Consider the following 26,053-nt stretch of genomic DNA (forward strand, 5'->3'; position numbering starts at 1 on the left):
GGGAGCGAGCTTGCTCGCGAAGAGGCCATCACATCCGACATCAATGTCGCCTGACACTCCGCTATCGCGAGCAAGCTCGCTCCCACAAGGGGCCTGCATAGGTTTCAATACCGTGCAGCACCCCAAATCCACTGTGGGAGCGAGCTTGCTCGCGAAGAGGCCATCACATCCAACATCAATGTCGCCTGACACTCCGCTATCGCGAGCAAGCTCGCTCCCACAAGGGGCCTGCATAGGTTTCAATACCGTGCAGCACCCCAAATCCACTGTGGGAGCGAGCTTGCTCGCGATCAGGCCATCACATCCGACATCAATGTCGCCTGACACTCCGCTATCGCGAGCAAGCTCGCTCCCACATTTAAAGCTTCAGCTCAGCCCCAGCTCCCGCCAGATCCGCAATACCTGCCGACGCTCATCCACGAACTGGTCGCCTGCGATCACCCCGGCATCTTTCTGCAAGGCCTGGCGGTGGGCGGCGGAGCGGTAGGCTTTGTAGGCTTCGCGCAACAGCGTGGCATCTTCGGCCGGCATCAACCCGAGCTCTTGCAACCCGTCCAGGATGCGGATGTTATCGGTGTAGCGCACCAGCGATGGATGCTCTTGGGACCACGCCAGGGCCGCGTATTGCACCATAAATTCAATATCGACGATACCTCCGGCGTCCTGCTTGAGGTCGAAGGGCGCCGTGGCCTCGAAGGCATTCGCCGCGGTCCCGGCGGCGGTGGCCTTGCTGCCAAGGTTGTCGCGCATCTTGGCACGCATCTCGCTGACTTCCTGGCGCAGCGTCGGCAAGTCACGCTTGCGTCCCAGTATCTGGACGCGGACCTTCTCGAACGCTTGGCCCACATCCTGGCTGCCCACCAGCACACGGGCTCGCACCAGCGCCTGATGCTCCCAGGTCCAGGCTTCGTTTTCCTGGTAACGGGCAAACGCCCCGAGGGAGCTGACCAGCAGCCCCGACGCCCCGGAAGGCCGCAGGCGCATGTCCACTTCATACAGCTGCCCGGAGTTGGTCTGGGCCGTCAGCAGGTGAATGATCCGCTGACCGAGCCGGGTAAAGAACTGCGCGCCGTCGATGGGTTTCGGGCCGTCGGTTTCCGCCTGCGGGTCGCCATCGTGGATGAACACCAGGTCCAGGTCGGAACCATGCCCCAATTCCAGGCCGCCGACTTTCCCATAACCGACAATAATGAAGCCCGGATCACACAGGCTGCCGTCGGTGCGCAATGGCACGCCGTGCTTGGCGGCCGTCTGGCGCCAGGCCAGGGCCAGCACTTGCTCGAGAATCGCCTCGGCCAGCCAGGTCAGGTAATCGCTGACCTTCATCAGCGGCAGGCTGCCGGCGATTTCCGAAGCCGCCACCCGCAAGCGGTGCGCCAGCTTGAAATGCCGCAACGCCTCCATTTGCTGCTCCAGGTCATCCTCGGGAATGCGCGTCAGGCGCTCACGCAACTCCGCGGCCAACTCCGGCGCCAGGGGCGGCTTGAACAGCCGCCCCTCGTTGAGCAACTCATCGAGCAGCAACGGGAAACGGGTGATTTGCTCAGCAATCCACGGGCTCGCCGCGCACAGCGTCAGCAAGCGCCGCAGGGCGCCGGGGTTTTCCGTCAACAACACCAGGTAGGCCGAACGGCGGGCCACGGCCTCCACCAAGGGCAGTACCCGCTCCAGCACCAGGTCCGGATCGGCATGCTCCACGGCCTGGGCCAGCAGGCGTGGAATGAACGCATCCAGGCGCTCGCGCCCCAAGCGTTGCATGGCGCGCAATTGCGGGCTGGCGCGCAGGGCGGCCAGGGTCTTGAGGGCTTTGGGCGCATCGCTGAAGCCGCCCTCCTCCAACTGACGGCACGCCGCCCCTTCATCCTGGCTGTCTTCCCACAATGGCAACCATTCGCCGCCCACCACCACTTCGCTTTCACCGCCCTCTTCTTCATCCGGGTCGGCAATGACCTGGCCGAAATGCCAGGCCACGCGCCCGCGCCAGTACATCAACTGCTCGTGAAAGGCCGACCAGTCGGCGAACCCCAGCATGAATGCAATGCGTGCCTGATCCTGCGGGCTGTCCGGGAGCATCTGGGTCTGGCGGTCGGCGATGGCCTGGATCGCATGCTCGGTATAGCGCAGGAACTCATAGCCCTGGCGCAGCTCGTCGATCACCGTGGCCGGCAGGTACCCCTGGCCCTCCAGGGTGCTCAACACTTTGAGCAGCGGGCGCTGCTGCAAGCTCAAGTCCCGACCGCCATGGATCAGTTGGAACGCCTGGGCAATGAACTCCACCTCGCGAATGCCGCCCGAGCCCAGCTTGATGTTGTCGGCCATGCCCTTGCGCCGCACCTCCTGCTGGATCAGTTGCTTCATGGTGCGCAGCGCTTCGATGGCGGAAAAATCCAGGTAACGCCGATAGACGAACGGGCGCAGCATGTCGAGCAATTGCGCGCCGGCCACCTGGTCGCCCGCCACCACCCGCGCCTTGATCATGGCGTAGCGCTCCCAGTCGCGGCCCTGGTCCTGGTAATACTGCTCCAGGGCATTGAAGCTCAACACCAGCGCACCGGCCGAGCCGTAGGGGCGCAGGCGCATGTCGACGCGGAACACGAAGCCGTCGACGGTCATCGGGTCCAGGGCCTTGATCAGGCGCTGGCCGACACGGATGAAAAATTCCTGGTTATCCAGCGGCCGCTTGACGCCCACGGTTTCGCCGCCCTCGGGGTAGGCGAAGATCAGGTCGATGTCCGACGACAGGTTCAGCTCCACGGCACCCAGCTTGCCCATGCCCAGGATGACCATCTGCTGCGGCTCGCCGCTGCGCCGTCCGGTGGGCGTACCGAATTGCTGGCTGAGGCGCTGGTACAACCAGTGGTAAGCCTGGTCGATGCAGGTGTCGGCCATGTCCGAAAGATCGCGACAGGTCTGGACCAGATCGGCCTGACGGTTCAGGTCGCGCCAGATGATCCGTACCTGCTGGCGGGTACGCTGGCGGCGCAGGACGCGACCCAGTTCGTCTTCGGTTTCGGCGGCCTGCACGGCGGCGGCAATCTGCGCGCGCATTTCACCGGGCGCCAGGCTGCGGTCCAGCTCGCCGCTGCGTACCAGCTCCAGCAGCATCGCCGGGTCACGGACACTCTGCTCGATGACAAAGTCGCTGGCGGCGGCAATACGGCTGAACGCTTCCCAGCGTTGCGGGGTCCAGGCCGACAGCCCGCGATCGTCGTCGAGGGAGGCGACCGCCGCACGGAACGACTGCTCGGCACGGTTGACCAATGACTGGAGAATGGCCGGTACCATTTCCGGTATTGGGGCAAGCGAAGGCAGGCTCATGGTCTATCCTTGATCGGCGCGGGAGAGGCTGGATGTAGTGTTTTTTCAGAAGACACTACCTGATCGACTGTCGAACAAAGATGATAAATAGCTGAAAATCTGATTTTATTGGCAGCCGGCATCAAGTTTTTACCTGTTCGAGTTGGCTAAAGACCAACAGTAACGATTATTCTCACAACGAAATGAGGGGCCATACGCCGCTCATGTGTAGTTTTACTACTCGTCTATACATTCGAAAGGCTGAAACGGCCGACGATTTGTAGTAAAACTACACGCCGCCGAAACAACCTTCGGCAATCCAAGAATTTATATCGTCTGCCCACAAGGCCAGTCGCAAACTCAGGCAACCGATTCTGGTAGCCTTTCCGCCCTGGAGCAAGCCATGCAAGACCTCGATCCCGTCGAAACCCAGGAATGGCTGGACGCCCTGGAATCGGTTCTCGACAAAGAAGGCGAAGACCGTGCTCATTATCTGATGACCCGTATGGGCGAACTCGCGACCCGCAGCGGCTCGCAACTGCCCTACGCCATCACCACGCCGTACCGCAACACGATCCCCGTTACCCACGAAGCACGCATGCCTGGCGACCTGTTCATGGAACGCCGCATTCGCTCGCTGGTACGCTGGAACGCGTTGGCCATGGTCATGCGTACCAACCTGAAAGATTCTGACCTGGGCGGTCACATCTCCAGCTTCGCCTCCAGCGCGACGCTGTATGACATCGGCTTCAACTACTTCTTCCAGGCCCCGACCGACGAACACGGCGGCGACCTGATCTACTTCCAGGGTCACGCATCGCCAGGCGTCTACGCCCGTGCGTTCATGGAAGGCCGCATCACCGAAGACCAGATGAACAACTTCCGCCAGGAAGTGGACGGCAACGGCCTGTCCTCGTACCCGCACCCTTGGCTGATGCCGGACTTCTGGCAGTTCCCGACCGTGTCCATGGGCCTGGGCCCGATCCAGGCGATCTACCAGGCGCGCTTCATGAAGTACCTGGAAGCCCGCGGTTTCATCCAGCCAGGCAAGCAGAAAGTCTGGTGCTTCATGGGCGACGGCGAGTGCGACGAGCCGGAATCCCTGGGCGCGATCTCCCTGGCCGGCCGCGAGAAGCTGGACAACCTGATCTTCGTCATCAACTGCAACCTGCAGCGCCTCGACGGCCCGGTTCGCGGCAACGCCAAGATCATCCAGGAACTCGAAGGCGTGTTCCGTGGTGCCCAGTGGAACGTCAACAAAGTCATCTGGGGCCGCTTCTGGGACCCACTGCTGGCCAAGGACGTCGACGGCATCCTGCAACGCCGCATGGACGAAGTCATCGACGGCGAGTACCAGAACTACAAGGCCAAGGACGGCGCGTTCGTCCGCGAGCACTTCTTCAACTCGCCTGAACTCAAGGCCATGGTTGCCGATCTGTCCGACGACGAGATCTGGAAACTCAACCGTGGCGGCCACGACCCGTACAAGGTCTACGCGGCGTATCACCAGGCGGTCAATCACAAAGAACAGCCGACCGTCATCCTGGCCAAGACCATCAAGGGTTATGGCACCGGTGCCGGCGAAGCGAAGAACACTGCGCACAACACCAAGAAAGTCGATGTCGACAGCCTGAAGTTGTTCCGCGACCGCTTCGACATTCCGGTCAAGGACAGCGAGCTGGAAAACCTGCCGTTCTTCAAGCCCGAAGAAGGCAGCGCCGAAGCCCGTTACCTGGCCGAGCGCCGTGCCGCACTGGGCGGTTTCGTGCCCCAGCGCCGCGCCAAGAGCTTCAGCGTCCCGACCCCGCCACTGGAGACCCTCAAGGCGATCCTGGACGGTTCGGGCGACCGTGAAATCTCCACCACCATGGCCTTCGTGCGGATCCTCGCGCAATTGGTCAAGGACAAGGAAATCGGCCAGCGCATCGTCCCGATCATCCCGGACGAAGCCCGTACCTTCGGTATGGAAGGCATGTTCCGTCAGTTGGGCATCTACTCGTCCGTCGGCCAGCTCTACGAGCCAGTCGATAAAGACCAGGTGATGTTCTACCGCGAAGACAAGAAGGGCCAGATCCTCGAAGAAGGCATCAACGAAGCGGGCGCCATGAGCTCCTTCATTGCCGCCGGTACTTCGTACTCCAGCCACAACCAGCCGATGCTGCCGTTCTACATCTTCTACTCGATGTTCGGCTTCCAGCGTATTGGCGACCTGGCCTGGGCCGCTGGCGACAGCCGTACCCGTGGTTTCCTGATCGGCGGCACCGCCGGCCGCACCACGCTGAACGGCGAAGGCCTGCAGCACGAAGACGGCCACAGCCACATGCTGGCCGGGACCATCCCGAACTGCCGCACCTATGATCCGACCTACGGCTACGAGCTGGCGGTGATCATCCAGGACGGCATGAAGAAGATGACCGAAGAGCAACAGGACGTCTTCTACTACATCACCGTGATGAACGAGTCCTACCAGCAGCCAGCCATGCCGGCCGGTGTCGAGGCAGGCATCGTCAAGGGCATGTACCTGCTCGAGGAAGACACCCGCGAAGCGGCGCACCACGTCCAGTTGATGGGCTCGGGCACCATCCTGCGCGAAGTGCGCGAGGCAGCGAAGATCCTGCGTGAAGAGTTCAACGTCGGCGCCGACGTCTGGAGCGTCACCAGCTTCAACGAACTGCGTCGCGACGGCCTGGCCGTAGAGCGCAGCAACCGCCTGCACCCTGGCCAGAAGCCAAAGCTGAGCTACGTCGAAGAGTGCCTGAACGGCCGCAAAGGTCCGGTCATCGCCTCTACCGACTACATGAAGCTGTTCGCCGAGCAGATCCGCCAGTGGGTTCCTTCCAAGGAATTCAAAGTGCTGGGCACCGACGGTTTCGGCCGTAGCGACAGTCGCAAGAAGCTGCGTCACTTCTTCGAAGTCGACCGTAAGTTCGTTGTGTTGGCAGCCCTGGAAGCCCTGGCTGACCGTGGCGATATCGAACCTAAAGTGGTGGCCGAAGCCATCGCCAAGTTCGGCATCGATCCGGAAAAACGCAACCCACTGGACTGCTGAGGAGAATTTTCGTGAGCGAACTCATTCGCGTACCTGACATCGGCAGCGGTGAAGGTGAAGTAATTGAACTGTTTGTGAAGGTCGGCGACCGTATCGAAGCCGACCAGAGCATCCTGACGCTTGAATCGGACAAGGCCAGCATGGAAGTGCCTGCGCCGAAGGCCGGTGTCATCAAGAGCCTGAAAGTGAAGCTGGGCGACCGCCTGAAAGAAGGCGACGAACTGCTGGAACTGGAAGTCGAGGGCGCCGCTGCGGCGCCTGAAGCGGCCGCTCCCGCTGCTGCCCCGGCCGCGGCTGAAAAGCCTGCCGCCGCACCAGCTGCCGAAGCGGCTCCCGCTCCGGCAGCCGCCCCTGCCGCGGCCACGGTCCAGGACATTCACGTCCCGGACATCGGTTCGTCGGGCAAGGCCAAGATCATCGAAGTGCTGGTCAAGGTCGGCGACACCGTCGAAGCCGACCAGTCGCTGATCACCCTGGAATCCGACAAGGCCAGCATGGAAATCCCGTCGCCGGCCGCCGGTGTGGTGGAAAGCGTCGAGATCAAGCTGGAAGACGAAGTCGGCACCGGCGACCTGATCCTGAAGCTCAAAGTGGCGGGTGCCTCGGCACCAGCCGCGCCAGCCCCGGCCGCTGCACCTGCCGCCAAGGCTGAAGCAGCTCCAGCGCCTGCCGCCGCGCCTGCCGCCAAGGCCGAAGCAGCGCCTGCTCCTGTCGCCGCGGCGCCTGCGCCAAGCGGTGCCAAGGTGCACGCCGGCCCGGCGGTGCGTCAGCTGGCCCGGGAATTCGGTGTCGAGCTGTCGGCCGTTGGCCCAAGCGGCCCGCACGGTCGTGTGCTCAAGGAAGACGTGCAAGCCTACGTCAAGGCCATGATGCAGAAGGCCAAGAACGCACCGGCCGAAGGCGCCACTGGCGGCGCGGGCATCCCGCCGATCCCGGCAGTGGACTTCAGCCGCTTCGGTGAAACCGAAGAAGTGGCCATGACTCGCCTGATGCAGATCGGCGCGTCGAGCCTGCACCGTAGCTGGTTGAACATTCCGCACGTGACTCAGTTCGACCAGGCCGACATCACCGAGCTGGAAGCTTTCCGCGTCGCGCAGAAAGCCGTGGCGGAAAAGGCCGGCGTGAAGCTGACCGTGCTGCCACTGTTGCTCAAGGCTTGTGCGCACCTGCTCAAGGAACTGCCGGACTTCAACAGCTCCCTGGCCCCAAGCGGCAAGGCTGTGATCCGCAAGAAATACGTGCACATCGGCTTTGCCGTCGACACCCCGGAAGGCCTGCTGGTACCGGTCATCCGCAACGTCGACCAGAAGAGCTTGCTGCAACTGGCTGGCGAAGCCGCTGCCCTGGCCGAAAAAGCCCGGAACAAGAAGCTCACCGCCGACGACATGCAGGGCGCTTGCTTCACCATCTCCAGCCTCGGCCACATTGGCGGCACCGGCTTCACGCCGATCGTCAACGCGCCGGAAGTGGCGATCCTGGGTGTTTCCAAGGCCACCATCCAGCCAGTCTGGGACGGTAAGGCCTTCCAGCCGAAGCTGATGCTGCCACTGTCGCTGTCCTACGATCACCGTGTGATCAACGGCGCCGCCGCTGCACGCTTCACCAAGCGCTTGAGCGACTTGCTGGGCGACATCCGCACCATCCTGCTGTAACACCGGGCGGCCCTCCCTTGGGGAGGGCCATTCGGAACACCGTTTTCCGAGCGCCACGCTCGTACCTCAACCCCGTCCGTTTGGCGGGGCTTTTTTTTGCCTGGCATTCAAGCCATGTGCATGGATGTGGCGGCCTCATCGCGAGCAAGCTCGCTCCCACAGTGGATTTGCGGTGTTCCTGTGGGAGCGAGCTTGCTCGCGATAGCGGTATTTCCTACCCAGCAAGTTTTAAATGACTACACCACCTGTTGGTCATTACCCACAACTTGCGCCCCCTTCCCCGTCGATATTTATGGCGCGCCGGGCTTTAGCATCAACACCGCCAAGGCCACTTGATGCTGGCACCCACCGTCTAAAACTTCGAATGGATTCGAATATGTTCAAACCTACCGTCGGCCCCATTGTCGGGCACACGACCACTGACCACGCCCGGATATTCCTGCGGGGCGATCACGGCAACAACCGGGTATTCGCCGGTATCCGACACCGGCGCCGAGGGGACACGCGCTGGTCAAAAGGGCACTTTGTCCAATTGAAGGCCTACCGCGACATGTCCGATGTCATCGTGCTGAAAGACCTTCAACCCGACACCGCCTACGAATACCAGGCCGGCTGGCTCAGCCCCTTGAGCCCGACCCATACCGTGGAAACCATCCAGGAACTGCCACTGCAATGGCCTCGGAACACCTATTGCTTGCACACGCCGGCCGACAAACCCGATACGCCACGGGCTTATATCGTGGGCTCATGTCGCTACTTGCGGATCGCCGCCAGCACCCCGTTACTTCCCAGCCTGGGGGATCGCACCTTTGCCGGCATCAATCGCATCGTCGAACAGGCCGACCCGCCGATCAGCGCGGTGTTGATGACCGGAGACCAGGTTTATCTCGATGACTTGAATATCATCGGCCCGGACCGAAGCTATAAACACATTCTCTTCAGATACCGAACGGTATTTACCCAGCCGCACATCAGCAAGCTGATGTCTGGCACGCCGACCTACATGATCCTCGACGACCATGAAATCGAAGACAACTGGCCCGCCAGGAAAACCGGCCACGACGACGTCCTGTATGCCAATGCCATGAGCGCTTATGGGCTTTACCAGGCCAGCCATGGGCCCGCCCATGAACTGTCGAGCGACGGAACATTGAACAAGCCGCTGACCCGCTACTGGTACACCTTTGCCCATGGCGATATCCACTGGTTCGTCACCGACAGCCGGACGCAACGCAACCTGTCGGCGGACGATCGGCGCATCCTCGACGCGGAACAGGAACAATCCCTGCTCGAATGGCTCGTCAACAGCCCCGCCCGGGTCAAGCTCGTCGTCACCAGCGTGATGTTTTTCCCTGACCGCCAGCGCAATGACGGCGATGCCTGGCAGGCCTTCCCGGAACAACGCCTGCGCCTGTTGGAAACCATCCGCCGCCATCGGATCAAAAACGTGGTGTTCATCTCGGGCGACGTCCACGGTTCCATGACCAGCCGCCTGCGTCACACGCAGGATCCTGATTTCGAGGTCAACACCGTCGTTTCCTCGCCGTTCTACAACAGCAAATTGCTGCCTTTTGCAAAAGCCGCGGATTTTATTTTCCACAAGCCCATGGCCCGCACGGACAGCGGTGAGTACCGCTATGAACTGACCAGCGAAGTGGTGAGCCAGGACAACTTCGCCCGCCTGCAGGTCACGGCGCAGAGCCTTCACGTCACCTTCCACGACCGTGACGGCGAGCCCTTGCAGACGATCGATATTGCGCTGCGATGAACTTCCATGCCCTCTGATCGGCTGGCGACTGGAGAAATCCCTTTGTCGGCCGATAAAAGGTTTATAGCACTTGGCCTTCATCTCTCTTGTCAGCCAGTGCCGCAATGATGCAACCTTGCGCCAATCCGTAATAACGAGGGCGTCAGCCCGGCGCGATCAGCATTTTCGAAGCGAGTTTCCCCATGAAAAGCCAACCCGATGCCGCCAGCCGTATGGCGGCCGAGGTAGTGACGCAGTTACCGGTGCCCGCGCGGCTCGGTATGCTGCGTTTCGAACGGCTGAATGAAGCTAGCTGGGCGCTGTTGTTTCTCGATCCCAACTGCGAGCGACACTTCGGCCTGCCGGCGGTAGAACTGTGCTCGCTGGTCAGCTCGCCCTACGCCAGCCTGATGGAACCCGAAGCGCGCTATCAATTGCACGACGCCATCCAGCAGCAACTGGCCCAGGCCGCGCATTACCAGATTCGCTACACGCTCCATACCGCCAAGGGCCCGATGAATGTGCTGGAGACGGGCGAAGCCTACAGACAGCACAATCGTCATCTGCTGCGCGGTTACCTGCTGGTGGTGGACAATTTGCTGCAAAGCGAACCCTCCCTGCCGGCCCTGGACCTGGAAACCCAGAACTCGCGCCTGCAGATCGCCCTGGAACTGAACCAGCGCGCCCAGCAAGAGCAGCTCCAGCACCTGGACCGGGTACGCGCCCAACAAGACCTCATCCTGCTATTGACCCGCCAACGCTACAGCGCCAACAACTCCCTGCTCGAAGCGGCCGAACTCATCACCCGCAGCGCCTGCGACATCTACCAGATCGACTGCGCCAGTATCTGGAACCTGGACGACGGCAAACTGGTGCCGATTTCCGCCTACAACCGCGCCTCCCAGGAATACTTCCTGCCGGCGGTCATCGACGCCAGCGAGTTTCCCGACTACATGGAGGCGCTGCAGACCTGTCGCGCCATCGACGCCCACAATGCGATGCGCGACCCGCGCACCCGGGAAATGGCCGAGAGCCTGCGCGCCCGCGACGTCAACGCCATCCTCGACGCCAGCGTGCGCATCGACGGCCAAGTGGTGGGCGTGCTGTGCCTGGAACAAGTGGGGGCCACCCGCGCCTGGCAGTCGGATGAGATCGCCTTTGCCGGCGAACTGGCGGACCAATTCGCCCAGGTCATCAACAACCACAACCGCCGCACCGCCACCAGTGCCCTGCACCTGTTCCAGCGCGCCGTGGAGCAAAGCGCCAACGCGTTCCTGCTGGTCAATTGCGACGGTGTGGTGGAGTACGTCAACCCAAGCTTCACCGCGATCACCCAGTACACCACCGAGGAAGTCCACGGCCAACGCCTCTCGGAACTGCCGGCCCTGGAGAACCTCAGCGAGCTGCTGTTCGACGCGCCCTCGGCGCTGGCCCAGAGCAACAGTTGGCAGGGCGAGTTCAAGAGCCGGCGCAAGAACCTGGAGCCCTACTGGGGCCAGTTGTCGATCTCCAAGGTCTACGGCGACAACCGCGAGCTGACCCACTACATCGGCATCTACGAAGACATCACCCAGACTAAACTGGCCCAGCAGCGCATCGAGCGCCTGGCCTACACCGACAACCTGACCAACCTGGGCAACCGCCCGGCGTTCATTCGCAACCTCGATGAGCGCTTTGCCCGGGACAGCGACTCGCCCATCAGCCTGCTGCTGGTGGACATCGACAACTTCAAGCGCATCAACGACAGCCTCGGCCACCAGACCGGTGACAAGCTGCTGATCAGCCTGGCCCGGCGCCTGCGCAACAGCCTGAGCCCCAGCGGCAGCCTGGCGCGCTTCGCCAGTAACGAGTTCGCCGTGCTGCTGGACGACACGAGCCTGGAGGCCGGGCAGCAGATTGCCAGCCAATTGCTGATGACCCTCGACAAACCGATGTTCGTCGACAACCAGTTGATCAGCGTGACCGGCTCCGTGGGCCTGGCCTGCGCGCCGCTGCACGGCCGTGATCCGCAGACCCTGATGCGCAACGCCGGTCTCGCCCTGCACAAGGCCAAGGCCAACGGCAAGCATCAGGTCCAGGTGTTCACCGAGGCGCTGAATGCCGAGGCCAGCTACAAGCTGTTCGTCGAAAACAACCTGCGTCGCGCCTTGACCCAGAACGAATTGGACGTGTTCTACCAGCCCAAGCTGTGCCTGCGCAGCGGCCGTCTGCTGGGCATGGAGGCACTGCTGCGCTGGAACCATCCGGAAAAGGGCATGATCCGCCCGGACCAGTTCATCAGCGTGGCCGAAGAAACCGGCCTGATCATCCCCATCGGCAAATGGATCGCCCGCCAGGCCTGCCGGATGAGCAAACAGCTGACCGCGGCCGGCCTGGGCAACCTGCAAGTGGCGATCAACCTGTCGCCCAAGCAGTTCTCCGACCCGGACCTGGTGGCCTCCATCGCCAGCATCCTCAAGGAGGAACAACTGCCGGCCCGCCTGCTGGAACTGGAGTTGACCGAAGGCCTGCTGCTGGAAGCCACCGAAGACACCCACTTGCAGCTCGACCAGCTCAAGCGCCTGGGGCTGACCCTGGCCATGGACGACTTCGGCACCGGGTACTCATCCCTGAGCTACCTGAAAAAATTCCCGATCGACATCATCAAGATCGATCGCAGCTTCATCCATGAGATCCCGGACAACCAGGACGACATGGAAATCACCTCGGCGGTGATCGCCATGGCTCACAACCTGAAACTCAAGGTCGTGGCCGAAGGCATCGAAACCGCCCAGCAACTGACGTTCCTGCGGCGTCACCGCTGCGACGTCGGCCAGGGCTACCTGTTCGACCGTCCCATCCCCGGCGCGGAGCTGATCGAAAAGCTCAAGCGCTACCCGCGCGGGCCTCTGGTCTGACAGCTGCGTATAGCTTGCGGCGGCTTTTCTGAGGCACACTGACGGTCTACTTCGCTCAATTCAATCTGACTGAGAGGACTGATAATGGTCTTGCGCTCGGAAATCCTGGTGAATAAAAACGTGCTTCCTACTCAAGAACAAGCCCTGCCTGGCCGTGAAACCCCGATGACCGTGCCGGACAAACACTTCGTCCTCGACGCGCCCCTGCTGGGCCCGTTTGCCATGGACGTGGATTTCGCGATCTTCGGCCTCGGCTGCTTCTGGGGCGCGGAACGCAAGTTCTGGCAGCGCGAAGGCGTGGTCAGTACCGCGGTGGGTTACGCCGGTGGTTTCACCCCGAACCCGACGTACGAAGAAGTCTGCTCGGGCCTTACCGGCCACAGCGAAGTGGTGCTGGTGGTCTACGAGCCTGCGAAAGTCAGCTACGAACAGCTTCTGAAGATGTTCTGGGAACTGCACAACCCGACCCAGGGCATGCGCCAGGGGAACGACATCGGCACCCAGTACCGTTCGGTGATCTATGCCACCAACCCGGACCAACTGGCGGCGGCCAAACACAGCGAGCAAGTCTTCCAGGCTGAGTTGACCAAGGCCGGCAAAGGCACCATCACCACCGAAATCGAAGAAGCACCGACGTTCTATTTCGCCGAGACCTATCACCAGCAGTACCTGGCGAAAAACCCGGAAGGCTATTGCGGGATTGGCGGGACCGGCGTGACCTGCCCGATCTGACCTTTACACCCCAGAGCCGGTGTGGGAGCTGAGCTTGTGGGAGCAAGGCTTGCCCGCGATGCAAACACCTCGGTGCATCTGATAGGCCAAGGCGATACCATCGCGAGCAAGCTCAGCTCCCACAGTGATTTTTGTCAGTTGCAGTTCTGTGAACAAAATGGGAGCGAGCCTGCTCGCGATAGCGCCCTTCCAGGCGCACCACAACTCAGCTCTCAGCGATCAACCAATCCATCTGCCACCCGCCCTGGGTCTGCCCCAGCTTTTTCGACAGCCACGGCAGCAGCTCACGCAACTCCTCTTCCAGCCCCCACGGCGGATTGGCAATCGCCAGGCCGGAGCCGTTCAGGCTGTTGGGCGTCGCCAGTGGGTGCACCAGCAGCTCCACGCGCAACAGCTTCGGCGCTCCCGTGCCGGCCAGGTCCTGGTAGAAGCGGCGCAACATCCGCTGGTCCTTCACCGGGTACCAGATGGCCGCCACCGTCTGGCGCATCCGGCCAATGGCCTCCTTGAGCGAGGCGGCGCAGCGCTGCATCTCGTCAAGCTGCTCGAAGGGCGGATCGATCAGCATCAAGGCACGCTTTTCGGCCACCGGCAGCAACGCCCGCGGCACATGCCAGCCTTCACCCAGGTGCACCGCCACGCGACGGTCGCCTTTCATGTTGTCCTTGAGCAACACACCGTCTTCAGGGTGTTTTTCGTTGAGCAGCACACGGTCCTGGGGCCGAGTCAGGCGCCGCGCCAGTTCCGGCGAGCCCGGGTAGTAGCGCAGTTGCCCGTCCGGGTTCATCTCATGCAGCACCTTCATGTAATCGGCAGTCAATGGCGGCAGGTCGCCCTCGCCCCACAACCGCGCAATGCCTTCCAGATACTCACCGGTACGGTTGGCCTGGTCACCCTGCAAGTCGTACAGCCCGATGCCCGCGTGGGTGTCGAGGTAGGCGAAGGGCTGTTCCTTGCGCGACATCAGCGCGATGAGGCGGGTCAAGGTCAGGTGTTTGAACACGTCGGCGTGATTGCCGGCGTGGAAGGCGTGGCGATAATTCATGGCGGCTCCTGCGAAGGGCGACGAGTTTACCTTGAAGCGCGCCGAACGTCAGGGGTTGGCAGCCCGGCGGACACGCCACGATCAGCCCAGCTCCCGCAGCAAGTACGCCTGCAAGGGCGCCTTTGGCGCGACAACCGGCTTCGATCGCTCAAGAAAGTGAGCAATCTTGCGCCGCAGGATGCGGTGGTCAACGCGCTCGTACAGAGACGGATGCTCCTGGCCAAGCCAGGTGAGCAAGTTATCCACCAGACAATTCGTCGGGACCTCGGTCATGGCGTCCAACAGCGCCACCGGCACTTCCCACCAAGGAAAAGTCCGCGCCGGCCGCTGGACGTTTCCGACTAACTCAACGGATTGACCGTTGATCAGGCAACGATTGACGACCGGCAGGAGCTCCCCGCCATCCACCGCCGTCGATTGCAGGAGCGGTCCCATGAAGCGCCCATCCCAAAAACGCAGGAAAACCGGCTTGCCACCCGGCAACAGCACCTGCGTCACCCCACGCAAATGCTCGGCAAGGGTTTCCTGGCTGGCACACGACACCGCCAGCCAGCCCCAATCGAGCGAGTCGGCGGTCGCTATCCAATCAAGAAACCCACAGTCCGCGCGAACAAGCCCTACATAGGGCATGACCGCTTCCCACTCGGCGTACGGCGTGTCGGCCCAGATCGCCGTGGGTGTCGCGGCCATCGAACGGCGCCAGGCCGCCAACGCCCCAGCGCTGCTGGCATTGCTGAAAATGGCGAACAGTTGCTCGGACGCCTGCAACGGATGGTGCTCAAGCCAGGCGCGGGGCGTTTGGCCGCTGTTCATGGGCGCTCCTGTGTGTCGACAGTTTTGTGAAAGACCGATAGCCCTGCGCAGACGCCGCTTCTGCACCGCTCGCACTCCTCGCAGAACGGCGCCGAGCCTTGGAAGCTGAGGATTTGCGCCAGGGAAAGCCGAGGGGCCGGCGCAGCGACCTGCTGCCCGGAGCTGACCGGCGAACCCGCCTCCGCCCCCATGACCGCCATCGGCGCCCCACCGACCTCGATCGGCACGCTGCTGAAAATCCCGTCGGCACCAATGTTGATCCAATGACCGCCAGCCTGGAGGGTCACACTGGCGCCAGCCTCCAGGACCACTTGCTGGCCGGCACTGACATGAAACTGCCGGCTGGCGTTCAGGACCTGGCCGGTCACGCGAACATGCCGCTCGCCGCCCACCAGCAGATGATCGTCCTGGCGGACTTCAGCCTGGCGCCGGCCATGGGTAACGCGCTGCTCATCGGCCTTGAGTTCGTGCCGTGCCGTACCGGTGACGACGATGCTGCGCTCGTGATCGACCTGCACCCGCTGGTCGTGCAGCACGTGCTGGGTCCAGTTGCGCTGGGCCCGCAGGTAGATTTCCTCGGCGCCCTTGCGGTCCTCGATACGCAACTCGTTATAGCCTGCCCCACCGGGACTGCTCTGGCTGCGCCAAATACTGCGGGTCTTGTCCGCCGGCAGGTCCAACGGCACCGGGTTGGCGCCATTGGGCAGGCAACCCACCACCAATGGTTTGTCCACGTCGCCATCGATGAACCCCACCAAAACTTCCATGCCGACCCGGGGAATCAGCACTGCACCATAGTGATCATGGGCCCAACCCGAGGCCACTCGCAGCCAGCAACTGGAATGTTCGTCGCGCTGGCCGTCGCGATCCCAGGCCAGTTGCACCTTGACCCGCCCGAACTCATCGCAATGGATCTCGCTGTCCACCGGCCCGGTCACCACCGCTGACTGATAACCGTCGGCACGGGGCTTTTCAGGGTGCAGGGGCGGCCGAAAAAACACCTCCCATGGCGTGGCGAGAAAAGTGTTTCTGTAGCCCTGGAATTCATCCGGGCCGGCGGCGGCTGTTTCTTCCAGCACCTGGGGTTGGCGGCCATGATGGTCGATATGCGTCAGGAGCCAGAGATCGTTCCACTGCTCCCGGGGGTGGCCCTCGATACGCATGAAATGCCCGCTGACGAAAGCGCTGTCATCGCTGTTGCCCTGCGCCACGCGATGATCGGCGCCGTGACGCTCAAGGGCACGCCGGGCCAGGTGCTTGCCATCGCCCCGGTCGCAGAACCCACCGGGGTAGCGATAGTCCTCGAGCGCTGGCAACTGCCGACTGTCGAGGTGGGTTTGCAACAACAGGCCGGGCTTGCGGAAGTCGTAATCGCGCAACGTTACGGCCGTGGCGCGGGTCTGGAGCCGCACCGCCAAACGCTTGATGGCCGGCGCGTCGGCAGCCATGCCACTGTCCGCCAGGTACAACGTCGATTCGGCCAGGCGGGGGAACCCGGTCTGATCGTCACCGAACACCAGCAGATGGCCGTCAGGGCGGTGCCGAAAGTGATAGTGGATACCGACTTCGGCACAGATCCGCTCGATGAACGCCAGGTCGCTTTCGGCGTACTGCACACAGTATTCACGCTCGGGATAGTGCCCTGCGAGAATGAACTGGAAGGCCCCCTCCAGGACCCCGTGCTCCTTCAGCACCCGGGCGACGATATCAGGCACGCTCAGATGCTGGAAAATCCGCTGGTTGGTGCGGTGGCGCAAGTAGGCCAGGCGCGGTACCAGGCTGACCTGGTAACGGGTCAGGCGTCTGCCCGAATCGCCTTGGGCTACGCTATAGACCTGACCGTGCACGCCCCCTCCCCGGCCATCGAACCGCAGGAATGCCTGGCGATGCAGAAGTTCTTCCAGTACCAGGTCGCAGCGCTCGCTGACCAGTTCCACGTCAAAGCGATAGGGCTGGCTGATGGTTTCCTTGCCCTTGAACTCAAGCACCCTGAGTTCATTCGGCCCGCTGTCGAAGGTCAGCGTGAAACGCGGTGGATTGGCAGGCGGGAACATCCGATGTGCCTCTGCTGAATGGAGGCGGGCGATTCTGCACGAGCAGTAGGGGACGTGTATGGGAGGTCAAGAAAAACAGATTTGCCCTACATCCAAGAAGCTAAAAGCTGCAAAGCGTGATGCATTTTCCGATAGACATTCGAAGCATCGCGGCCACCCACAGCCTTCCTACACGTGAATCAGCCGTTTCTTGCAATGTGCTCGATCTCTGGTCGGGAGTGGGCGTGATAACGTGCTCCTGGTCGCAAAAAAGCAAAGGACGCATGGCATGACGACACGCTACGCAAAAATCGCAATGATCCTGGCACTCGCCGCATTCGCTTTCCTGACCGTATTCAACAACGTCACGGACTACCGCTCCAACTTCAACTTCGTCCAGCACGTGCTGAGTATGGACACCACCTTTCCCGACAATGCCTCCCGGTATCGCGCCATCGATCAACCCTGGATGTGGCATGGCGCGTATTGGCTGATCATCTTCGGCGAAGCGCTGACGTCGGGGCTTTTGGGCTACGGCGCAGTGAAACTGTGGCAGGCACGCCGAGCCGAGGCCGGGGCGTTCGCCCGCGCCAAACGATGGTCCGTGGCCGGTTTGACGGTCGGTTTCTTCGTCTGGTTCTTTGGCTTCATGGTCGTTGGTGGCGAATGGTTTCTGATGTGGCAATCAGAAATCTGGAATGGCCAGGACGCCGCGTTCAGGTTCTATATGGCGATCCTGGGCGTGTTGATCTTTCTCAACCAGCCTGACGCCGAGATGAAGGGATAGAGGGCAGTGGCGAGGGAGCTTGCTCCCTCGCCACAATGGATCACCCGCAGGCTCGAAGCCGCACTGAAGACCTTACTGGTTCAGACGAAAATCTTTTTCCGCCGCGTCGAAGCGCTGCAGCATACCCGCGGTAGGCGAGCCCATCTTGCTGACCAGGTAGATGGCCAGGCTGGCGAAGATGAAGCCCGGGATGATTTCGTACAGGCCCAGCAGCGCGAAATGCTTCCAGACGATCACGGTGATTGCACCCACCAGAATGCCGGCGAGCGCGCCATTGCGGGTCATGTTCTTCCAGATGACGGAGATCAGGACAACCGGGCCGAAGGCAGCACCGAAACCGGCCCAGGCGTAACTCACCAGACCCAGTACGCGGTTTTCCGGGTTAGCGGCCAGGGCAATGGCGACCAAGGCCACCAGCAGCACCATGGCGCGACCGACCCAGACCAGTTCCAGCTGGGAAGCGCTCTTGCGCAGGAAGGTCTTGTAGAAGTCTTCGGTCAGGGCGCTGGAGCACACCAGCAACTGGCAGCTCAGGGTACTCATCACCGCCGCCAGGATGGCCGACAGCAGTACACCGGCAATCCATGGGTTGAACAGCAGTTTTGCCAGCTCGATGAACACGCGCTCTGGGTTCTCGGTCACGGGACCGGCCACATCGGGGTGCGCCGAGAAGTAAGCGATACCGAAGAAGCCCACCGCCACGGTGCCGCCCAGGCACAGGATCATCCAGGTCATGGAGATGCGACGGGCATTGGCGATCGACTTGACCGAATCCGCCGCCATGAAGCGCGCCAGGATGTGCGGTTGGCCGAAATAACCCAGGCCCCAGCCCATCAGCGAGATGATGCCGATGAAGGTGGTGTTTTTCAGCATGTCGAAGGACGAAGGATCTTTCGCTTCGATGGCCAGGAACGTGGTGTCCACGCCACCGGTCGCCAGCAGCACGATGATCGGCGTCAGGATCAGCGCGAAGATCATCAGGGTCGCTTGCACGGTGTCGGTCCAGCTCACGGCCAGGAAACCGCCAACGAAGGTGTAGGCGATGGTCGCGGCAGCACCGGCCCACAGCGCTGTCTCGTAGGACATGCCGAAGGTGCTTTCGAACAGACGGGCACCGGCCACGATGCCGGAAGCACAGTAGATGGTGAAGAACACCAGGATCACCACCGCGGAGATGATCCGCAGCAGGCCGCTCTTGTCTTCGAAACGGCTGGAGAAGTAATCCGGCAGGGTCAGGGCGTCACCGTTGTGCTCGGTCTGTACCCGCAGGCGACCGGCCACGAACAGCCAGTTCAAGTAGGCGCCGACGATCAGGCCGATGGCGATCCAGCTTTCCGACAGGCCAGACATATAGATGGCACCCGGCAAACCCATCAACAACCAACCGCTCATGTCGGAAGCACCGGCGGACAAGGCCGTGACCACGCTGCCCAGGCTGCGACCGCCCAGGATGTAGTCGGAAAGGTTATTGGTGGAGCGGTAAGCCATCAGGCCGATCAGGACCATGGCTGCGATGTAGATCACGAAAGTGATCAAGGTGGGATTACTAACACTCATGAGTTACGCCCTGGCTTTGTTTTTATGGTGCGGTGGCAGTTGGAAGCGCCGACAACGCAGACGTTGTAGCGACGATTTGCAGTTCCGCGAATTTATGACTGATGTTTCCCCAGGAAAGCCATCAGCCGATGCCCCTCGGCTTGGAGCCGGTTGCACCTTGGCCGCGAATGCTATTCAACAAATCAAATAAGGTGCAACCAGTTTCGCTCGAATAAGTTGCACCTGATCGGTTTTATCGCAAAAACGCCGTTTTTTGCTCCCTTTTAGTGCAGTCCGTAGCGCATCACTAGAAGTCAAAGCACTAAGCCGGTGCAGGATTGACGGGGTCGCCCTGGCTTCCGGATGAGCTGCCTGTCATTTCAAGAAAAAAAGGGTTGCACCCGGTTGCACCTCATTCATCCCACAGCTAATCTTGCCGCCAGCTGATGCCACGCCATACGTGGTAAACATGAGGATAAAAATATGGCTACCACCACCCTTGGGGTCAAACTCGATGACCCGACCCGCGAACGCCTCAAGGCGGCCGCAACCTCGATCGATCGCACGCCGCACTGGCTGATCAAGCAGGCAATTTTCAATTACCTGGAAAAACTCGAGGGTGGTGCAACCCTGACCGAGCTGAACGGTTCACCCCGCGCCGACAGCGATGATGCCGGCGACGTACAGGTCGACCATGCTCACCAATGCTTCCTCGAATTTGCCGAGAGCATCCTGCCGCAATCGGTCCTGCGCGCCTCCATTACCGCCGCTTACCGTCGCCCTGAGCCGGAAGTGGTGCCGATGCTGATCGAGCAGGCCCGCCTGCCGCTGGAAATGGCCGAAGCCACCAACAAGCTGGCGGCTTCGATTGCGGAAAAACTGCGTAACCAGAAAAGTGCCGGCGGCCGTGCCGGTATCGTTCAGGGCTTACTGCAGGAATTTTCCCTGTCGTCCCAGGAAGGCGTGGCCCTGATGTGCCTGGCCGAGGCACTGCTGCGCATCCCGGACAAAGGCACTCGTGATGCACTGATCCGCGACAAGATCAGCACCGGCAACTGGCAGCCGCACCTCGGCAACAGCCCGTCGCTGTTCGTCAATGCCGCCACTTGGGGCCTGTTGCTGACCGGCAAGCTGGTCGCCACCCATAACGAAACGGGCCTGACCTCCTCCCTGAGCCGCATCATCGGCAAGAGCGGCGAGCCGATGATCCGCAAGGGCGTCGACATGGCCATGCGCCTGATGGGCGAACAGTTCGTCACCGGCGAAACCATCGCCGAGGCCCTGGCCAACGCCAGCAAGTTCGAAGCCAAAGGTTTCCGCTATTCCTACGACATGCTGGGTGAAGCCGCACTCACCGAACATGACGCCCAGAAGTACCTGGCCTCGTACGAACAAGCCATTCACTCGATCGGCAAAGCGTCCCACGGTCGTGGGATTTATGAAGGCCCGGGCATTTCCATCAAGCTCTCGGCCCTGCACCCGCGCTACAGCCGCGCCCAGTACGAGCGCGTCATGGACGAGCTGTACCCGCGCCTGCTGTCGCTGACCCTGCTGGCCAAGCAATACGACATCGGCCTGAACATCGACGCCGAGGAAGCCGACCGCCTCGAACTGTCCCTGGACCTGCTGGAGCGCCTGTGCTTCGAGCCGCAGTTGACCGGCTGGAACGGCATCGGCTTCGTGATCCAGGCCTACCAGAAGCGTTGCCCGTATGTGATCGACTACGTCATCGACCTGGCCCGGCGCAGCCGCCACCGCCTGATGATTCGCCTGGTAAAAGGCGCGTACTGGGACAGCGAGATCAAGCGCGCCCAGGTCGAAGGCCTGGAAGGCTATCCGGTCTACACCCGCAAGGTGTACACCGACGTGTCCTACATCGCTTGCGCGCGCAAGCTGCTGTCGGTGCCGGAAGTCATCTACCCGCAATTCGCCACGCACAACGCCCATACCCTGTCGGCCATTTATCACATCGCCGGTCAGAACTATTACCCGGGCCAGTACGAATTCCAGTGCCTGCACGGCATGGGTGAACCGCTGTACGAACAAGTTGTAGGCAAGGTCTCCGAAGGCAAGCTGAACCGTCCGTGCCGTGTGTACGCCCCGGTCGGCACCCACGAAACACTGCTGGCCTACCTCGTACGCCGCTTGCTGGAAAACGGCGCGAACACCTCGTTCGTCAACCGCATCGCCGACCAGTCGATTTCCATTCAGGAGCTGGTGGCCGATCCAGTGGCCAGCATCGAGCAGATGGCAACCCTGGAAGGCGGTTTCGGCTTGCCGCACCCACGTATTCCGCTGCCGCGCGACTTGTACGGTAGCGACCGCGCCAACTCCAGCGGCATCGACCTGGCCAACGAGCATCGCCTGGCGTCGCTGTCCTGCGCTCTGCTGGCCACTGCCCACAACGACTGGAAAGCCGCGCCGATGCTCGGTTGCGCTGCCAGCGAAGAAACCCCGGCAGCGGTGCTGAACCCGTCCGATCACCGCGATGTGGTCGGCCATGTGCAGGAAGCCACGGTTGCCGACGTCGACAACGCCATCCAGTGCGCCCTCAACGCCGCACCGATCTGGCAGGCCACGCCGCCAGCCGAACGTGCCGCGATCCTCGAGCGTGCCGCCGACCTGATGGAAGGCGAGATCCAGCCGCTGATGGGCCTGCTGGCCCGCGAAGCCGGCAAGACCTTCGCCAACGCCATCGCCGAAGTGCGTGAAGCCGTGGATTTCCTGCGGTACTACGCGGTGCAGGCGCGCAACGATTTCACCAACGACGCCCACCGCCCTCTGGGCCCGGTGGTCTGCATCAGCCCGTGGAACTTCCCGCTGGCGATTTTCAGCGGCCAGGTTGCCGCCGCACTGGCCGCCGGCAACCCGGTTCTGGCCAAGCCCGCCGAGCAGACGCCGCTGGTGGCTGCCCAGGCGGTGCGCCTGATGCTCGAAGCCGGCATTCCGGAAGGCGTCCTGCAACTGCTGCCGGGCCGTGGCGAAACCGTTGGCGCCCGCCTGGTCGGCGACGATCGGGTCAAAGGCGTGATGTTCACCGGCTCCACCGAAGTCGCCCGGCTGCTGCAACGCAACATCGCCGGACGCCTGGACAACCAGGGCCGACCGATCCCGCTGATCGCCGAGACCGGCGGCCAGAACGCCATGATCGTCGACTCCTCGGCCCTGACCGAACAAGTGGTCATCGACGTCGTGTCCTCGGCCTTCGACAGTGCCGGCCAGCGTTGCTCGGCCCTGCGCGTCCTGTGCCTGCAGGAAGATTCCGCCGACCGCGTCATCGAAATGCTCAAGGGCGCCATGGCTGAAGCACGTCTCGGCAACCCTGAGCGTCTGTCGGTAGACATCGGCCCGGTGATCGATGCCGAAGCCAAGGCTGGCATCGAGAAACACATCCAGGCCATGCGCGACAAGGGGCGCTCCGTGTACCAGATGGCAATCGCCGACAGCGACGAGTGCAAGCGCGGCACCTTCGTGATGCCGACCCTGATCGAGCTGGAAAGCTTCGACGAGCTGCAGCGGGAGATCTTCGGTCCGGTGCTGCACGTGGTGCGCTACAAGCGCAAGGAACTGGGTCAGTTGATCGACCAGATCAACGCCTCCGGCTACGGCCTGACCCTGGGCGTGCACACACGCATCGACGAGACCATCGCCAAGGTGATCGACAACGTCCATGCCGGTAACGTCTACGTCAACCGCAACATTGTCGGCGCCGTGGTCGGTGTGCAGCCGTTTGGTGGCGAAGGCCTGTCGGGCACCGGCCCCAAGGCCGGTGGTCCGCTGTACCTGTACCGCCTGCTGTCGACTCGTCCTACCGATGCGATCCAGCAGTCCTTCGTCCGTGGCGATGCCTTGGTTGCGCCGGACCTGCGCTTGCGCGATGCCATGAGCAAACCGCTGACCGCCCTGCAAGCCTGGGCCGACAGCCAGAAGCTCGCCGAACTGAGCGCCCTGTGCGTGCAGTTCGCGGCCCAATCGCAAAGCGGCATCACCCGCCAGTTGACCGGCCCGACCGGCGAACGCAACAGTTATGCCATCCTGCCGCGCGAGCACGTGCTGTGCCTGGCCGACGTGGAAGGCGACCTGCTGACGCAACTGGCGGCCGTACTGGCCGTGGGCGGCTCGGCCGTATGGCCGGAAACCGACACCAGCAAGGCCTTGTTCGCCCGCTTGCCGAAAGAGATTCAGGCACGCATTCAGCGGGTTGCCGACTGGACCAAGGACGATGTGCTGTTCGACGCGGTCCTGCACCACGGCGATTCGGACCAACTGCGCGACGTTTGCCAGCAGGTGGCCAAGCGTGCCGGCGCCATCGTCGGGGTGCATGGTTTGTCCCAGGGCGAGACCAACATTGCGTTGGAGCGTTTGGTGATCGAGCGGGCCTTGAGCGTCAATACCGCCGCGGCGGGGGGTAACGCCAGCCTGATGACCATCGGCTAAACCCGCTGTAGACCAGGCACCTGCAATGGGTGCCTGATTAACGAAATCCCTGTGGGCATGAACGCTGTGGGAGCAAAGCTTGCTCCCACATTTTGATTAGCGTCACCCTCGCTCCTCCATCACTCAAATCAATCATCCTGTTCAGCCTCCATTGCCACGCCTAGACTCGGCCCATTCCAAAAAAAGGTAGGCCGCCATGTCCGAGACGTTGCTCAGTTCCCGTAATCTGGCTTTCGAGCTGTACGAAGTCCTCGATGCCGAGGGCCTGACCCAGCGCGAGCGGTTTGCCGAACACAATCGCGAAACCTTCGACGCAGCCCTCGGCACGGCCCGCAGCATCGCCGAGAAATTCTTCGCGCCCCACAACCGCAAGAACGATGAAAACGAACCGCGCTACGAGAACGGCCAGGCGATCCTGATTCCCGAGGTGAAGCCAGCGGTGGATGCCTTTCTGGAGGCCGGTTTTCTCAATGCCGCGCGCAGCTTCGACGCCGGAGGCATGCAGTTGCCGACACTGCTGTCCCAGGCCTGCTTCGCACACTTCCAGTCGGCCAATGCCGCATCGACCTCCTACCCGTTCCTGACCATGGGCGCGGCGAACCTGATCGAAAGCTTCGGCAGCGAGGAGCAGAAGCAACGCTTCCTGCAACCGATGATCGACGGCCGCTTCTTTGGCACCATGGCCCTGACCGAACCCCATGCAGGTTCTTCGCTGTCGGATATTCGTACACGGGCAGAGCCTGCGTCCGATGGCACCTATCGACTCAAGGGCAACAAGATCTTCATCTCCGGCGGCGATCATCCGCTGTCGGAAAACATCGTGCACATGGTCCTGGCGAAATTGCCGGACGCGCCGCCGGGCGTGAAGGGCATTTCGCTGTTTATCGTGCCCAAGTTCCTGGTCAACGACGATGGCAGCCTCGGCCCGCGTAACGACGTGCTGCTGGCCGGGCTGTTCCACAAGATGGGCTGGCGCGGCACCACGTCGACCGCGTTGAACTTCGGCGACAACGGCGAATGCGTCGGTTACCTCGTGGGCAAGCCGCACCACGGCCTGAGCTACATGTTCCAGATGATGAACGAGGCGCGCATCGGCGTCGGCATGGGTGCGGTGATGCTGGGTTACGCCGGCTACCTGTATTCCCTTGAATACGCCCGCGAACGTCCGCAAGGCCGGGTGCCCGACAGCAAGGATCCGACCACCGCCCCGGTGGCGATCATCCAGCACGCCGACGTGCGCCGCATGCTGCTGACCCAAAAAGCCTACGTCGAGGGCTCGTTTGACCTGGGCTTGTACGCAGCGCGGCTGTTCGACGACACCACCACCCTGGACAGCGAAGCCGAGCGTCGGCGCGCCCATGAACTGCTGGACCTGCTGACCCCCATCGTCAAATCCTGGCCCTCGGAGTTCTGCCTGAAAGCCAACGAACTGGCGATCCAGATCCTGGGCGGTCACGGCTACACCCGCGAATACCCGGTGGAGCAGTATTATCGCGACAACCGCCTGAACCCGATCCATGAAGGCACCCATGGCATCCAGTCCCTGGACCTGCTGGGGCGAAAGCTGGCGCAGAACGGCGGCGCCGGGCTCAAGCAGTTGATCCGCCTGGTGGCCGACACCATTGAACGGGCCCAGGCGCACCCATCGTTGACGCCATTACACCAGCCACTGGAAGCGTTGGTGGCGCGCCTGCAAACCGTCACCCTGGGCCTGCTGACAGACCTGGCCCAGGGCAAGGTCAACAGCAGCCTCGCCAACTCGGCGCTGTACCTGAAAGTGTTTGGGCACATGGTGATCGGCTGGCGCTGGCTGGAACAGGCGATTCGTGCCGAGGAAGGCCTGGCCAGGGGCAATGCCGCGGACAGCGACTTCTATAAAGGCAAGCTGCAAGCGGCGCGCTACTTCCTGACCTGGGAAGTGCCGGGGTGTCACCATGAGCTGGCGATTCTCGAGGCGCGGGATGATACGTGCCTGGGGATGCGGGATGAGTGGTTCTGAGGCAAGACTCGTGGCGCGGCTGAAATCCA

At 62.2% G+C, this 26,053-nt stretch carries 13 protein-coding genes; 8 read left to right on the plus strand and 5 right to left on the minus strand.

From position 1 onward, the window contains the following. Nucleotides 1-366 precede the first annotated feature (366 nt). Nucleotides 367-3,318, minus strand: a complete 2,952-nt coding sequence (gene glnE, locus AO356_RS08970) for a bifunctional [glutamate--ammonia ligase]-adenylyl-L-tyrosine phosphorylase/[glutamate--ammonia-ligase] adenylyltransferase (protein WP_060739475.1) — start codon at nt 3,316-3,318, stop codon at nt 367-369. A 382-nt stretch (nt 3,319-3,700) separates the two neighbouring features. Here glnE and aceE point away from each other — a divergent pair, with 382 nt between their 5' ends. From aceE to msrA, 5 genes are all read left to right on the plus strand, one after another. Beyond that, entirely contained in the window at nt 3,701-6,346 is a 2,646-nt protein-coding gene (gene aceE, locus AO356_RS08975; protein ID WP_060739476.1) for a pyruvate dehydrogenase (acetyl-transferring), homodimeric type, read from the plus strand. Between the two features lie 11 nt (nt 6,347-6,357). Further along, nucleotides 6,358-7,998, plus strand: coding sequence for a dihydrolipoyllysine-residue acetyltransferase (aceF, locus tag AO356_RS08980; protein WP_060739477.1), 1,641 nt, complete (start codon nt 6,358-6,360; stop codon nt 7,996-7,998). A gap of 376 nt (nt 7,999-8,374) precedes the next feature. Next, nucleotides 8,375-9,766, plus strand: a complete 1,392-nt coding sequence (locus tag AO356_RS08985) for an alkaline phosphatase D family protein (RefSeq protein WP_060739478.1) — start codon at nt 8,375-8,377, stop codon at nt 9,764-9,766. Nucleotides 9,767-9,948: 182 nt separating this feature from the next. Next, the gene (locus AO356_RS08990; RefSeq protein ID WP_060739479.1) at nt 9,949-12,642 is read left to right on the plus strand and encodes a putative bifunctional diguanylate cyclase/phosphodiesterase; all 2,694 of its coding nucleotides are present in this window, start codon (nt 9,949-9,951) and stop codon (nt 12,640-12,642) included. An 84-nt stretch (nt 12,643-12,726) separates the two neighbouring features. Beyond that, complete coding sequence (gene msrA / locus AO356_RS08995) at nt 12,727-13,374, plus strand: peptide-methionine (S)-S-oxide reductase MsrA (protein ID WP_060739480.1); 648 nt, start codon at nt 12,727-12,729, stop codon at nt 13,372-13,374. Nucleotides 13,375-13,579: 205 nt separating this feature from the next. Here msrA and AO356_RS09005 read toward each other — a convergent pair whose 3' ends face one another. The 3 genes from AO356_RS09005 to AO356_RS09015 form a co-directional block, all read right to left on the minus strand. Continuing rightward, nucleotides 13,580-14,419, minus strand: coding sequence for a 23S rRNA (adenine(2030)-N(6))-methyltransferase RlmJ (locus AO356_RS09005; RefSeq protein ID WP_060739482.1), 840 nt, complete (start codon nt 14,417-14,419; stop codon nt 13,580-13,582). An 81-nt stretch (nt 14,420-14,500) separates the two neighbouring features. Continuing rightward, a complete protein-coding gene (locus AO356_RS09010) occupies nt 14,501-15,232 on the minus strand; it encodes a DUF4123 domain-containing protein (RefSeq protein WP_060739483.1) in 732 nt (243 codons plus the stop codon). After that, on the minus strand, nt 15,229-17,286 hold the full coding sequence (locus AO356_RS09015) for a type VI secretion system tip protein VgrG (protein ID WP_060739484.1): 2,058 nt from the start codon (nt 17,284-17,286) through the stop codon (nt 15,229-15,231). The genes AO356_RS09010 and AO356_RS09015 overlap by 4 nt, the downstream gene beginning before the upstream one ends. Nucleotides 17,287-17,554: 268 nt before the next feature. On the opposite strand from AO356_RS09015, the gene AO356_RS09020 reads away from it, so the two are divergent. Next, nucleotides 17,555-18,052 (plus strand): DUF2165 family protein, encoded by a 498-nt coding sequence (locus tag AO356_RS09020; RefSeq protein WP_060739485.1) that lies wholly within the window; start codon nt 17,555-17,557, stop codon nt 18,050-18,052. A 72-nt stretch (nt 18,053-18,124) separates the two neighbouring features. On the opposite strand, the gene putP is transcribed toward AO356_RS09020, so the two are convergent. Beyond that, nucleotides 18,125-19,609: a sodium/proline symporter PutP gene (gene putP, locus AO356_RS09025; protein WP_060739486.1), complete on the minus strand. Its 1,485-nt coding sequence runs from the start codon at nt 19,607-19,609 to the stop codon at nt 18,125-18,127. Between the two features lie 462 nt (nt 19,610-20,071). On the opposite strand from putP, the gene putA reads away from it, so the two are divergent. Beyond that, complete coding sequence (gene putA / locus AO356_RS09030) at nt 20,072-24,025, plus strand: trifunctional transcriptional regulator/proline dehydrogenase/L-glutamate gamma-semialdehyde dehydrogenase (protein WP_060739487.1); 3,954 nt, start codon at nt 20,072-20,074, stop codon at nt 24,023-24,025. A 196-nt stretch (nt 24,026-24,221) separates the two neighbouring features. Next, nucleotides 24,222-26,024: an acyl-CoA dehydrogenase gene (locus AO356_RS09035; RefSeq protein ID WP_060739488.1), complete on the plus strand. Its 1,803-nt coding sequence runs from the start codon at nt 24,222-24,224 to the stop codon at nt 26,022-26,024. The last annotated feature ends 29 nt before the right edge of the window (nt 26,025-26,053 follow it).

This window comes from Pseudomonas fluorescens (genome assembly GCF_001307275.1).
Lineage (GTDB): Bacteria > Pseudomonadota > Gammaproteobacteria > Pseudomonadales > Pseudomonadaceae > Aquipseudomonas > Aquipseudomonas fluorescens_AA.